Source organism: Cyanobacteriota bacterium (assembly GCA_025054735.1).
Taxonomy (GTDB): domain Bacteria; phylum Cyanobacteriota; class Cyanobacteriia; order SKYG9; family SKYG9; genus SKYG9.
Genome location: JANWZG010000045.1, coordinates 1 through 13800 on the forward strand (window position 1 = coordinate 1; position 13800 = coordinate 13800).

Here is a 13800-nt window from a genome sequence, read left to right on the forward strand (position 1 = left end):
ACTTTATCGATCCGCTCGGTGTTGTTCTCAATCAAATGATTGGCGACTTGCAGAATGTTTTCAGTAGACCGATAGTTTTCCTCCAGCTTCACCATGGTCTTGGTTTCGTGGTCAGGGAGGCGATCGCCAAAGTCTGCTTGAAAGCCCAGCAAAATGGTGAAATCAGCACTCCGAAAGGAATAGATAGATTGATCCGCATCCCCAACTACAAAGACCGATCGGTGTTGCCATAGCTCAGACTGGCGCGGACTTTCTCCATTAGTAGCCAACAGGCGAATTAGCTCATACTGAGTCTGGTTAGTGTCTTGATATTCATCAACTAGGATGTGCTGAAAGCGGCGATGCCAATAGCCTCGTACCTGCTCATTTTGACGAAACAGTTGCACTGGGATCCAAATTAAGTCATCAAAATCTAGGGCATTGTTAGCCGCTAGAGTCTTTTGATACTCAGTATAAACTTCGGCAATGACCCGGCCTCGATAGTTGGGCTGCTCTCGCAGAAAGTCTTCTGGAGTTTGGTTACGGTTTTTGGCATTGCTGATGGCATAGCGCACCGATCGTGGCTCAAACTTTTTGTCATCAAGCTGCATTTTATTGACCACAATGTCCTTCACAATCCCCTGCACATCAGCGTCATCCAAAATTGAGAAGTTCTTTTGCCACTGGTGTCCCTGTTGGTCGCGGTACTTTTCAATGTCAAAGCGCAAAATGCGGGTGCAGAGGGCGTGGAAGGTGCCAATCCACAGATATTTAGTATAGGTCTTATACACCTGGGACTGAAGCCGGGTTTGTTCATCGGGCGGCAGACTGCCCAGGGTTTTCCCTGTTTTTGCTAGGGCTTGTTGTTCAGCAAACAGCCGCTCAATGCGTTCCTTCATTTCCCTAGCTGCCTTGTTCGTGAAGGTCACTGCCAGAATGTTCTCTGGATCCACATGGTGGTGCAGAATTAAGTTGGCAATGCGGTAAGTGAGGGCACGAGTCTTGCCAGAACCAGCCCCTGCTACCACTAGTAGGGGGCCACAATAGTGCTCGACGGCTTTGCGCTGGGACGGATTTAAGTGGCTGAGCAGGTCGATTGTAGGTGCCATAACATCAAATCACCGCTGCGACAGGGAAGGAGAAGTATTGCTGTAACTGTAACGTTTTACCACTTTTCTGGGCAATGGGATGGCGAATCTAGACAAGGCACCTGCGCGATCGTCTGCTTCTGTCTTTGTAAAACACATTAGTAGTGATAAAAAGTGATGAGCAACGGGGAGCCGAGGAGGCAGAGTCCCTCTTATGGGCACATTTTCCACAATCCCTTCCTAGAGAACCCTTACCTTTTAAGGACTACAAATAAATTGATACTGGAATCCATTAACACTGGATGACACCGAAAGTATCAAACTATAGTGTCTTGTGTTATACTTCATCGAAGTAGCAAGGAACTGACTTGCATCTACTAAAGATGAGCTGACATGAGCATTAGCTAGCAATCAGTGGCTCTTGTCAGCTAGGGTTGCACTCCACGAATACTTAACGACGCTTAGTTCAGTTTCCTAACTCCACATCTACCTACCTGCTACACCGTTGATTTACTAACTCCTACGAATTGGGTTGCTTCTAGCTGCTGACGTTAGCTCTCTCCTGTCCTATGGCAGAGAGAGCTAGCTGTTCAGCTCTGGGGCGAAATTTGTGGGTGTTTGAGTCTTCTGAATTTTTGTGGGACTGCAACACCCTGGATAGTCTAAGAGATAGTCTAAGTGCTGGAAACCCGCATTGTACTGCTAGCATCCGCCCTCGACCCTGAATACATTTCCTAACCCGGAAGAGGGACTTCAATCCAACTCTCCTCCTCTCCATTTGAGAGAAGGGGCCAGGAGATGCAGCTTGCTTCTTGCAGGGTAGGCAAGCTATCCCAGAAGTGTCCGATCAGAAGTGTCTAAACTATTGAGGACTAACGACTACCGTTCAGGGCAGAGTAGCAGGCACATATCTGTCCTTGTTGCAGGCAAAGCTCAACCATAACCTTTACTGATGCAAATCTATCTATGAATCTTCATCCCTTGCGTGTGAGTAGTGTTGTCGCTTGCTCTCTAGGCACTATTGTGCTCCCAGGCTTAGGCCAAAAGGCTATGTCAGCGTCTGAACCAGTTGCTACCGATTCACCCCTAGCTAATGCTTCGAGGATGACGATCGAGCAGGCAGAATTGGCCACGGCTGAGGTGGTGACGATCGCCCCTCCAGAGCCTGTAGCCTTATCCCCAAGTTTTCATGATGAATCTGCTCCGTTGGCAATTCCACCTTCACCGGAAATATCACCAGCGCCAACAGCAGCCGATGCCATGGTTACTCTGGCATCAGATCAACAGCTTGCAGACTCCTCATCGGTTACCAGTAGCAATGATGGACAGCCGTCGCTGCCAGATGCTGAGACTGCGTTGCTAGCACAATCGGTCAGTAACAAAACCTCTACCCAGCTAGCAGTTGTCTCTCAACCCCAGCCAACATCGACCGCTCCGATCGAGCTATCGGTACCATTGCCAGCCGCCACTCCTCAATACTATGCCCTCAACTCCTCTAGCCCATTAGCTCAACCTGAGGTGATTCTGATTGACCACAGCCGTAACCTTATCCAGTTGCCGCCGTCTATTAGTCCTCCCAAATATGTGCTGGAAGATCGCACTAGCGAGTTTAATAACCGCTTCAAAGCCATGTTGGCCTTAGCAAATTTACCGGACTTTAGTCCACGCTTGCCCCTGAACCTACGGGTAGTGACCGATAGAACCATTACCTCCGACCATCCCATCACTGATTCAGCCGAGACGATCGCCGAATGGGCAGAGCGGATGCGCCTCTGTCGCAATGCGCGGGCAGTGCTAGAGCATGTGCAACCAGACGGAGAAACAACGATTCCAGTTGTGTTTACTGATGCGCCCATACGGGGGCCGAGGGTTGTAAGAAATGCCAATGGCAACCTTGTGTGTGTTGAGGCTTAGGATTGACTAGCCTTTGCTAAGAGCATTAACAGCAACGCTCAACGGTAATAATCCCTTAGTCATACCAACTCTCCAAAAGCCGGCGACAAGCCCATGAGTTCGTAGTCAGGACTTCAGTCCTGACTACAAGCTATCCGTAGCCATAGCATGGAGAAATGGCATTACTCAGTTGATTGCTCTAATTGGGTAAGGACGATCGCTGCGATCCCTGGGTGAGATGCTTTATGATCAATCCCATAACCTTTAGTTACTGATGAGTGCGATCGGCGGTTAATGGCAATGGTGCTGGTTTCTCAATTTCTCTACTGGGCAGGTTTTCCCTTCTTGCCTCTTGATAGCATCTTTTCGACCCAAGGCATCATGATCATGCTGCTGGCAGCCTATGCTGGAGCCATGTGGATGTTTCTCACCAGTGCACCCAAGGTTTATACCTTGATGGTGTCGGATTTAGAACAAGCACGAGAATTCTATGAAGGGATGCTGCGCTTGCCTGCTGCGGAAGTGCCGTTGCACTATTACTACAACTACGACCAGACGATTGGGGCAACTGCCAGCTTTGACCCGATGTATATGGCACCTGCTGTTGGCTCTGGAATGAGTCGGCGATTGTCTGGTACGGAAGGGTTATGGTATCAGTTGAAAAAGAACACGCAATTGCACGTGATTTCTGGGGCAAGTTTGGGTGATCGCAACCAGCAGCGTCACGTTTGTTTTGACCGTGCCTGTCTGGAGCAAATTTTGATGCGAGTGCAAATGCGGGGCGTGAAAAACAAAATTCGCAGTGAGCGCCCGTTGAACTTCTTGGTAAAGGACTACGAAGGGCGGATCATTGAAATTGCAGAAGTCTCCAATTAACTCTGATTAACTCTGATTTAGTAGCTATTCGTGACCAGATTTTTAGGGGAAATCGCTGCCCTGACTGCCGCTTGTTTGTGGGCGATCGCAACCGTAGGCTATCAACGGGCAGGAAAAACCATTCCCCCACTGCTGCTTAATCTCTTGAAGGGTGTAATCGCGATCGCGCTGCTGCTGTTCACCCTCATATTGCAGGCTAAACCCCTACCTTTAGCGGAATGGCTATCCTTAGGTCTGTTGCTGCTTAGTGGTGTTGTGGGCATTGGCTTGGGTGACACTTTCCTGTTCTATGCCATTAACAGCCTAGGTGTTCGACGCACCTTACTGCTGGGCACCTTAGCACCAGGACTATCGGCCCTGCTGGGACTCATCACCCTGCAAGAGAGCCTCCGGTTCCAGAGTTGGTTGGGCATCGGGCTAACGATCGCAGGAGTTGCCTGGGTAATTGCCGAGCGTACAGATGATAGCGCAATAGTCTCTAATCGCAGTCTTCAGCCAACTGCTCTGCAAGTGGGCATTCTCTACGGGTTGTTGGCTACCTTGGGGCAAGCAATAGGGGCAGTGTTGTCACGGGCAGCCCTAGCAGAGACGACGATCGATCCACTATGGAGTTCACTCCTGCGATTAGTGGCTGGAGAAATAGCCCTAGTCGCGTGGTGGCTAGCTACAGATCCTTGGTTAACCCCTGGCTTGCAACTAAAAACAGATATCCATGCCCAACCCCAAATTGTCATCAAAATTGACGGCGCAGTATTGAGAGTGATTGTCTTCAGTGCATTTTGCGGTACCTATTTGGGCATCTGGTTACAGCAAACTGCGATTAAACACACAGCAGTTGGCATTGCCCAGGCCCTCAGTTCCACCAGTCCACTATTTGTGTTGCCGATTGTAGCTTGGTTGGGTGAACCTATCAGTCTTCGGGCCGTTGTAGGTGTATTAATTGCGATCACGGGCATTGTGCTCCTGTTTAGTTCCTGATGCCAACATGATCCTACGAATACACAAGCCTTGAAGATTTGTAGGACATCACACTCCTTAAGCGATCTAGTAAAAAAAGTCAACGTTTACCATCAATGTTATCTAGAGTAGCTGTCATCTGAAAATAGATCGGTTATCATGTCTAGGTGTTCAAGTCTATGGTACTGAGTACGTCTACTATTGGGCGACCCTTATCAAAGACATGTTGGTTGGAGACCTTTTGGTCTGCTTATTGGTCTGTTTAACGGTTTATTGAGCTAGTAGCCTTAGTTTGTTTTAATTCGGAGAGCGTTGTGACTATTTACATTGGTAACTTGTCCTTCCAGGCAAGTGAAGAGGATTTGTGGGAAGTTTTTGGGGAATACGGAAAAGTAACCCGAGTAACTCTTCCTACCGATCGTGAAACCGGTAAAAAACGTGGGTTCGCCTTTGTGGAAATGGAGAAGGATAGCGAAGAGGATGCCATAATCGCAGAACTTGATGGCGCAGAGTGGATGGGTCGTGAACTGAAGGTCAACAAAGCCAGACCGCGAGAAGGTCGCGATGGCAGCGGTGGCAGTGGTAGTCGCGATAACCGTCGTTCTAATGGCCATGGCTCTTCTGGACGACAAGCTTCCCTCTAGTTTGATTTGAATGCCACTCTTACTCCACAGGCTGAGTAAGCCCTGCGCTTAAATACCCATATTGTCATGGCGACTATGTTAGTCGCTAAGGAGCTGTGTTGCTCATCGTTCAGAAGGATCGAGTGTCGATTCTTTTGCATGGTGAGTGTTTTTGTTGGGCGCTATGTGTTTGCTGGGTGCTAGGTGTTAGCAAGTGTACATGTGAAGAGCTGCGAGCGATCAATATGTTCACCCACTCAAGCACTACTGACTGACACTAATAGTTTTGCTGCCTTGGACTGTTGACGAAAAATTCAACAAAATACCAACAAGTGGTTGTCTGTAGCCTACGACTAACCTAGGGCCATAGGTGCGAACCTCAACATAAGCCTATCCGCTAGCGATCTAGTCTAACAATCTAGTCATCTTTGCCGAAGAGTAGCTGCCAAACAAACCAGACTGTAGCCACAGCAACTGCAATACCAAACAGGCGGGGCACTACTCCCCACCGTAGCCAACTTGCCATATCACCTAGCAAGTAGGACACTTGAATTAAGCTCCATCGCACTACCCAGAACAACCCGTACCCTAGTGCTGCCAAACCAACCAACTGCACAAATCTATTGTTCATTGAGGCTACTTCTGCGACGGATGACTACAAGGAGATTATATCGAACTATTACACTCAGCTCAAGCATGTACTGAATTTGACAAGTGCTGATAGCTCTAACTACTAACGAGTTGGCCACATTAAACTTAAAGCTGGCAACTTAGCAGTGCTCAAGAAAATGGGTTAACCCTCACAGATTAACCCATACATACCTAACACCTATTACCCTCAACCCACCATTGCCTGCTCTCGGGCCAGGAATTTCTCCAGTTCTGTCAGGGCTTCTGCGTCCACCTTTGTCTGCATAGGACAAAACTTTGGCCCGCACATGGAGCAAAATTCAGCCGTTTTGTAGATGTCGGCGGGCAGGGTTTCGTCGTGGTATTCACGAGCACGATCAGGATCTAGAGCTAGTTCAAATTGACGATTCCAGTCAAAGTTGTATCGTGCCTTAGACAGTTCGTCATCGCGATCGCGGGCACCATGACGATGGCGAGCAATATCGGCTGCGTGGGCAGCGATCTTGTAGGCAATCAAGCCATTGCGTACATCCTCGGCATTGGGTAAGCCCAAATGTTCCTTAGGCGTGACGTAGCAGAGCATAGCTGTGCCATACCAACCTGCCATGGCTGCCCCGATCGCACTGGTGATATGGTCATAACCAGGAGCAATATCGGTCACCAGTGGTCCCAGGACGTAGAAGGGAGCTTCGGAACATTCTTCCATCTGCTTGCGGACGTTGAACTCAATCTGATCCATGGGTACGTGACCAGGGCCTTCTACCATTACCTGCACATCATGCTCCCAAGCTTTGCGGGTCAGTTGCCCTAAGGTCTTCAGTTCCGCCAGTTGGGCTTCATCAGAGGCATCATGCACACAGCCCGGTCGCAGGGAATCCCCCAGGCTAAAGGAGACATCGTAGCGCTTGAAGATTTCGATAATGTCTCGAAAATGGGTATAGAGGGGATTTTGCTTATGATGATGCAGCATCCACCGAGCAATGATGCCGCCACCACGAGAGACGATGCCAGTAATCCGGTTGCGTACTAGGGGCAGGTACTCTATAAGGATGCCCGCATGGATGGTCATGTAGTCTACCCCTTGCTGGGCGTGCTTTTCGATAATGTGTAAAAAGTCATCAGGGGTGAGGGCTTCGATGCGACCATGCACGCTCTCTAGGGCTTGATAGATGGGCACCGTACCGATCGGCACAGGAGATGCTTGAATGATGGCAGTGCGGATTTCGTCTAGGTTGCCGCCCCCTGTTGACAAATCCATCACTGTGTCTGCACCATACTTAACCGCTAACTTTAGCTTCTCGACCTCTTCGACTAAGCTTGATGAGTTAGGCGATGCTCCAATGTTGGCATTCACTTTGCACCTGGAGGCAATGCCAATACACATCGGCTCTAGGTTGGGATGATTAATGTTGGCAGGAATAATCATTCGGCCTCGCGCCACCTCATCTCGAATCAACTCAGGTGATAGGTTTTCTCGACCGGCGACGTAGTGCATCTCCTCGGTGATCAGTCCCTGACGGGCATAGTGCATCTGGGTCACGTTCCCTTGCCCGTGACGCTTGGCAATCCATTCTGTACGCATAATCGTGCTCCTAAAATAAACAGCTTCCCTCCGCTGGTATGAACCAGACTCAGGTTCTTAGGGTATGTTCTCAGCCTGATTTCTCAGACACCCCTAGCTTGATGAATAAGCATAATCACCTAACGAGCAGTCCCCGTGAGGTTACATACACTGTTCCATAACCCTAGCACTAAGAGCGCCGCTGCAATCTGTAATCTTTCAGTGCTGCAATCCTGTGGCTCAGTTAGAATGTGAGTCTGATTAACTGCAACCCCATTAGTGGTGTCTCCACCTAGTCTAGAGTGCCTTCATGTCTACATCCAGCGTTCTTAAGCCAACTGCTGAGTCTACTGACGATCGCAGCAGCCCAGACCTGAATCAATTGCGTAGGGACGATCGTGCCATCCATGACTGGTATCGATTTGTCTTGGCCTATCCGCCCCATCTTGTTCAAGACTACCTGCAACGATTTGGCATCACTTCTGAGCAACAGGTGTTGGATCCTTTCTGTGGCACAGGTACGACGATCGTCGAGTGCAAGAAACTAGGGATTCCCGGTATAGGGGTGGAGGCGAACCCGATGGCTTGGTTTGCTGGCTCCGTGAAGTTAGATTGGGAGATTGACCCCAATCATCTGCTCACAGCGGCTCTCCAAATTGGCGAGGCTACCACTACCGCCCTTCAGTCAACGTTGGCACCCCTGCGTACCCTCTCAGCAGAAGAACAGAAGCTGATGCTGAAAAACTCCATCAGTCCCCTGCCTCTCCACAAGACCCTAGTGCTGCGAGAGCAGATCGATCGTTATGCTCATTACTCTGGCCACAAGCACCTGCGCCTAGCCTTGGCCAAGGCCCTCGTGACCACTATTAGTAATCTGCGGTTTGGCCCTGAGGTAAGTGTGGGCAAAGCCAAGACGGATGCTGCTGTAGTAGAGACTTGGTTAGAGGCCGTGCAGGTCATGGTGAGGGATTTGCAACAAGTCAGCGGCCAGCGATCGCCCCACAACCTCATCTACCAGGCTGATTCCCGCCAACTGTTCAACGTCTTGCCTGCTAACGCCATTGACGCAGTGATTACCTCTCCACCTTATCCCAACGAAAAAGACTATACTCGTGCCACTCGCCTAGAATCGGTACTGCTTGGCTTCATTCGCACTCGATCTGAACTACGCGCTTTCAAACAGGGCTTAGTACGCTCCAACACACGCAATATTTACAAGACAGATACAGATCACCTCTGGGTATCTCGTCATCCAGAGATTCAGCGCATTGCTGCTGAGATTGAGGCACGCCGTATTGCTCTGGGCAAAACCAGTGGCTTCGAGCGCATGTACCATCGCGCTGTTAAACTGTACTTTGGTGGCATGGCTCGCCATCTGGCTGATTTACGCCATGTGCTGCGCCCCGACGCTCAGTTGGCCTACGTCGTCGGTGATCAAAAATCCTACCTGCAAGTGATGATTCCTACGGGCACCCTGTTGGCAGACTTAGCAGCGGCACTTGGCTATGACGTGGTAGGCATTGACTTGTTTCGTACGCGCATGGCAACCGCTACTAAAGAGCAAATGCGGGAGGAAGTTGTTATCCTACGTTGGCCCGGAGTTATGCCCACCCAACCCTATCCGTTTATGTCAATCTAGCTTTCATTACCAATTCTCTAAAAGCTAGCGACATAACCCACTAGTTCGTAGTAGGGACTTAAGTCCCCGCTATTAGTTCGTAGTAGGGACTTAAGTCTCCGCTAGCAGCTATCTGTAGCCGTAGTCGGAGAAGTAGTATTAAGCTCCTGTAGCCCCCTTGTAGTAATGGTTCAGAATATTTGTTGCTAACGATCGTGGTTCATCTTCAAAGCAAAATTGCAATGTTCCAACTGCATCAGAGACCCCTAGGGATTTGACCGTAGACCTGATGGTGTCGATCGCACCCCAAAGCACGCTTTCGGTTAACTTAAACACCATCCCTGGACTACCTTCATCGTAGAGCAGCTTGGCCAGGGGTATAGAGTGGCTGTCTACCGTTCTGGCAGCATATTGTAGACAGGCATAGACAATGACCGCTGCGGGCAAGGTTGGCTTATACCCTACCCGGAAGGCGTAGGCATTGGTTTCTCCTGTTGCTTGGATTAAACCCAGTTGAGTGAAGGGACAATCTAGGGAATCTTCACTGGCAAGGGATTTGGCTGGCTGAGAACTGTACATTCGCAACAGACAACTCACATCTTTTTTCAGGGATGAATCAGCCGTGCGAGGAGACTGACGATCGCGATAAATCCGTAGTTCCTTCATCAAACTCTCCACCGTAAATTCCACCGCATTAACCCGATTGAACGTAAACTCCCAAGTTGTAGCGGTGCAAGGCGGCTCTAATAACATCCAATGCAATAACCATAGGGATGCTGGATCTTCTAGGTAGGTGTCCCACCCTTGTTCACCTAGCAACTGCTGACCAAACTCTGTCGGTTGATCTGCTGCGAGCAACTTGAAGGCATGGCACCAGTAGCGGATCGATCGCACCATATTCTTACCTACCCCTAACCGCACAGGGGCATCGTCTCGCTCAAAAACCTTGGAATCAGTAGTAGCACGATCAAAACCCTTCTTCAACCAGCCAAATCGGGGGTGAAAGGTCTCATGCCGCGCAAAGATGGGCTGTGACTCCGTGGGAGAGGGATTGAGGGGTGAGGGGACGGTCATTGTGGTCTAGCTCCAGAGCAGGCAAGCAGGGACTAAATGGTTATGTAATAGCACTGAGCAGTTAGGCAATGGCATAGAATCTAAAGGAATATCAGTAGTCTCTGTCTCATCGGGGTCAGATGCAACAGCTAGAGGGAGCTATCTAGCCACCTCTCCTAGGGATATTCTGAGGTTGACGCGAATAACTGTAGGGTGATAATGCCATGACGTTGAAGTTGATTCCGGTGCATGAAAATCATACGTCTGAACTAGCCCGCATTTGCTATCAAGCATTTTCAGAGTTTCAGGATTGTCATGCTGTTTCGCGGGATATACCTAGTCTGGATGCTGGCAGGCTGGTGATTTCTCACCGACTAAACCGTCTTGACTACACAGGCGTTGTGGCGACGATCGACGACCACATCGTTGGGTCAAATTTTCTGCTCCATAGTGATGTTGTGGCTGGAATTGGCCCTTTGACGGTAGATCCACGTGCTCAGTCCCGTGGGGTTGGTCGCGCCCTGATGAAGTGGATAATCGCTGAGTGCGATCGACGCTCTATTACCCAGGTGCGTCTGTTCCAAGAGGCAGTTAACACTACGTCATTGTCTCTCTATGCAGCCCTTGGGTTCACGTGGCGCTCTTCGGCAGCCTTGATGCAAGCCTATCCGGCTAGTGCCGATGATCCATCTATTCGCCCATTGACCTTGGCAGATTTGGCAGCAATCGAGTCCCTTAGCTGCTGTGCCTATGGCTTTTCTCGTGCTAAGGATGCCGCACAGTTGTTGAAGGCAAATTTTCCTGGCTTCTTGCGCGAACGCGATGGACGCGCTGTTGGCTACCTGATCGCTACCTCATTTGGGCATGGGGGTGCAGACACCGACGATGACTTGCTGGCACTAGTAGCCCATGCTGCCCGTAACTTGCCGTCCTCAATGGCACGATTTATCTGCCCTTTGCATCGTCCCGATCTATTTCGTCGAGCGCTGGCTAACCGTCACCGCATAATCAAGGTGCTCTCCTACATGTCTTTAGGTGAGTTTACTGAGCCTCCAGGGGCTTACTTGCCATCGATTCAGTGCTAATGAGCGGGCTGGGAACATTAATACTCCCGTGGGACTCAAAATGGCAGAGTTGCATGTAACCTGAGGGATACACCCGTGTGGGGATGGGTAAAATGGAGGTCTTTGGCATGGAGGTAAAGCCGATCGCGGTCTCCACTGCCATATAGGCGATCGCCAACAATTGGTGCTGCCAACCCTTGGGAATCAGCGGCATGTACTCGCAATTGGTGAGTGCGCCCAGTGATGGGGTGAAATTCGACGCGGGTAATGGTATCTGAGCGGGTAATCACTTGGAAGTGAGTCAGGCTAGGCTTGCCGCGTTGATGATCGACCTGCTGGTATGGACGCTGGCTAGGATCTCCCCACAGGGGCAAGTCGATGGTGCCACACTGGGGAATGACAGTTCCTGCTAAGAGCGCTTCGTAGAATTTGGTTACTTGGCGAGACTGAAACTGCCGCTGTAAATGCTGCTGGGTATGCACATCCTTAGCCAGCAGCAAAACACCGGAGGTATCTTGATCGAGCCGATGCACGGCCATCACTGCCGAACCGTGGGTGACCTGCAACCGACTCAGGGCACTGTCTTGGCGATCGGCATACCGCCCTGGTACTGACAACAACCCGGCTGGCTTATCCACAGCTATTAGCCACTCATCTTCATATAGCACTGGCAGAGACAAATCCTGGGCTGATGCTGAGATCACCCCATCCGATAAACCTGAGAGCAAGAACCCCATCAGAGGTTGACATCGCTCCGCACAAGCCCCATAGAACTGTCCAGGTTGTTTGTCACCGTTGGTAGAAGGCACCCCCCACCAAAACTCCGCCATGGCAATGGGCTGCCATCCCTGGGTAGCTGCATAGTGGAGCAACTTGGGAGCGCAACAGTCCCCTGTGCCTGTCGGTAACTGACCCTGCGATCGCAAGTCCGCTAATGAGCGAGATTCACCCCCTAAGTTCGTGAGCCAATAGCTAGCGTGCATTTGGCGTTGCAGTTGACGAGATAACTCACGCCGCCGCCGTTTCAAGGCCTGTATCTGAGCATCGGCTGCATCAAGCTTACTCTTTAACGGTTGCAGACAAGCATCTCGCTGGCGCTTCAGGTGACGACGCTCTATCCCATCCTGCTGACTTTGGGTATTCAGGGCCGCGATCGCAGCCATTAGTTCCTCTCCCCTAAGCTGCTGTTGCATCACTTGGCGCTGCTGTTGACGCATTTGCCTGCGCTGGGCATGACGTTGGGCAAGCTGTTGGAGCCGATCGGCAAATAACTGCACCTGTTCTGCATATTCCTGGCGTTCTGGAAGCTGCTCTAGAGCATGTATTGACTGCTTAATGGCATCCAACGCAGCTAGGGTAAAAGCCTCTGGCAAGGCCACGAGATCACGACCCGGAATCGGTGGCACCCATCCCTCTACAAGACTCTGCCCCTGCAATAGCCCCGAAAATGCCTTCAACACCCGATCGCCCATAGGGGTTTTCACCAGTAATACCCCGTACATTTTTCCCTCTCGCCCATAGCGCTCATCAGTAGCCAGTCGTTGCATCAACCCACGGGCGATCGCCTCTGCCAAGGCACTACGGGGCAATCGCAACCAGCGACCACTGCGGGGACAACGCCCCTCATACCAGTAGGTAGGTGGCGCATTGGCGATCGTGTCACCTGGGGCCAGAAAATCTGAGGGTAACTCAAGCAACCTCATGGACATGACTCGCTTCGCAGGATGGCACTATCACCAACAGTCTGCCATAAAACTCCTCCACCCATCCAAATACTTCCTCGCCAACGCAAACGGTAAAACGACCGCCCCATACCCTGTTCCAAATCTTGCTAGTGGATATGTTGAACCCATCGCAAATGCTCCTATAACCCATCAACCATACTCCCCAGCAGCATTATTACCGACTCTCCTGCTCCTTCGCATCCCTCACCACAATTTGGTGCTGAGAAAAATCCACATCCTTTACCCGAAGTCGAGGCTCTAGCCCGCTGGGTGCTCAACGCCTTGCGGCATCGGAGGTTTGGACACGCTTTGCAGCGTTTTCTCAGGTTTGCAATGAGGAAGTGCTCAACGCCTTGTGGCATCGGAGGTTTGGACACGAGAAAATCAACGAATCTGCTAGGAATCTCTCTGAAGTGCTCAACGCCTTGTGGCATCGGAGGTTTGGACACCTCAATGCCCAAAGCTTTCAAAGCTGCTGTATGAAGTGCTCAACGCCTTGTGGCATCGGAGGTTTGGACACAATATAGCTCCATAGGCACAATTGCTAAAGGGCTAGAGTGCTCAACGCCTTGTGGCATCGGAGGTTTGGACACGGTAGGTAATGAATGCGATCGTCTGGAAACCAAAGTGCTCAACGCCTTGTGGCATCGGAGGTTTGGACACTCGAGATAAGCATGGGCGTTTGACGAGTAAGGATAGTGCTCAACGCCTTGTGGCATCGGAGGTTTGGACAC

At 50.6% G+C, this 13800-nt stretch carries 11 protein-coding genes, 1 CRISPR repeat array and 1 riboswitch; of the genes, 6 read left to right on the forward strand and 5 right to left on the reverse strand.

Annotated features, from left to right (window positions below):
* Positions 1-1088, reverse strand: a 1088-nt coding sequence (locus tag NZ772_03755) for a UvrD-helicase domain-containing protein (protein MCS6812673.1), incomplete at its 3' end; no start/stop codon positions are given.
* A 945-nt stretch (positions 1089-2033) separates the two neighbouring features.
* Here NZ772_03755 and NZ772_03760 point away from each other — a divergent pair.
* The 4 genes from NZ772_03760 (at position 2034) to NZ772_03775 (ending at position 5437) form a co-directional block, all read left to right on the forward strand.
* Positions 2034-2981 carry a hypothetical protein gene (locus NZ772_03760; protein ID MCS6812674.1) on the forward strand — a complete coding sequence of 316 codons (948 nt, stop codon included), beginning with the start codon at positions 2034-2036 and terminating at the stop codon, positions 2979-2981.
* A 279-nt stretch (positions 2982-3260) separates the two neighbouring features.
* Entirely contained in the window at positions 3261-3836 is a 576-nt protein-coding gene (locus NZ772_03765) for a glyoxalase-like domain protein (GenBank protein MCS6812675.1), read from the forward strand.
* 30 nt (positions 3837-3866) lie between these two features.
* Positions 3867-4814, forward strand: a complete 948-nt coding sequence (locus NZ772_03770; GenBank protein MCS6812676.1) for a DMT family transporter — start codon at positions 3867-3869, stop codon at positions 4812-4814.
* 293 nt (positions 4815-5107) lie between these two features.
* On the forward strand, positions 5108-5437 hold the full coding sequence (locus NZ772_03775) for an RNA-binding protein (GenBank protein MCS6812677.1): 330 nt from the start codon (positions 5108-5110) through the stop codon (positions 5435-5437).
* A 397-nt stretch (positions 5438-5834) separates the two neighbouring features.
* Here NZ772_03775 and NZ772_03780 read toward each other — a convergent pair whose 3' ends face one another.
* Both NZ772_03780 and thiC read right to left on the reverse strand, forming a co-directional pair.
* Positions 5835-6047 (reverse strand): hypothetical protein, encoded by a 213-nt coding sequence (locus NZ772_03780; GenBank protein MCS6812678.1) that lies wholly within the window; start codon positions 6045-6047, stop codon positions 5835-5837.
* A 207-nt stretch (positions 6048-6254) separates the two neighbouring features.
* Positions 6255-7628 (reverse strand): phosphomethylpyrimidine synthase, encoded by a 1374-nt coding sequence (gene thiC, locus NZ772_03785; GenBank protein MCS6812679.1) that lies wholly within the window; start codon positions 7626-7628, stop codon positions 6255-6257.
* An 8-nt stretch (positions 7629-7636) separates the two neighbouring features.
* Positions 7637-7733: riboswitch (TPP riboswitch) on the reverse strand.
* Between the two features lie 184 nt (positions 7734-7917).
* Between thiC and NZ772_03790 the strand changes: the two genes are divergently transcribed.
* Positions 7918-9246: a DNA methyltransferase gene (locus NZ772_03790; GenBank protein MCS6812680.1), complete on the forward strand. Its 1329-nt coding sequence runs from the start codon at positions 7918-7920 to the stop codon at positions 9244-9246.
* A 138-nt stretch (positions 9247-9384) separates the two neighbouring features.
* Here the strand turns inward: NZ772_03790 and NZ772_03795 are convergent, their stop codons facing one another.
* Entirely contained in the window at positions 9385-10299 is a 915-nt protein-coding gene (locus NZ772_03795; GenBank protein ID MCS6812681.1) for a DUF4007 family protein, read from the reverse strand.
* A 203-nt stretch (positions 10300-10502) separates the two neighbouring features.
* Between NZ772_03795 and NZ772_03800 the strand changes: the two genes are divergently transcribed.
* Complete coding sequence (locus tag NZ772_03800; protein MCS6812682.1) at positions 10503-11363, forward strand: GNAT family N-acetyltransferase; 861 nt, start codon at positions 10503-10505, stop codon at positions 11361-11363.
* Between the two features lie 35 nt (positions 11364-11398).
* Here NZ772_03800 and NZ772_03805 read toward each other — a convergent pair whose 3' ends face one another.
* Positions 11399-13045: an RluA family pseudouridine synthase gene (locus NZ772_03805; GenBank protein MCS6812683.1), complete on the reverse strand. Its 1647-nt coding sequence runs from the start codon at positions 13043-13045 to the stop codon at positions 11399-11401.
* A 290-nt stretch (positions 13046-13335) separates the two neighbouring features.
* Positions 13336-13799: direct repeats of the CRISPR family, unit length 36 nt; unit sequence AGTGCTCAACGCCTTGTGGCATCGGAGGTTTGGACA.
* Position 13800: the final 1 nt, after the last annotated feature.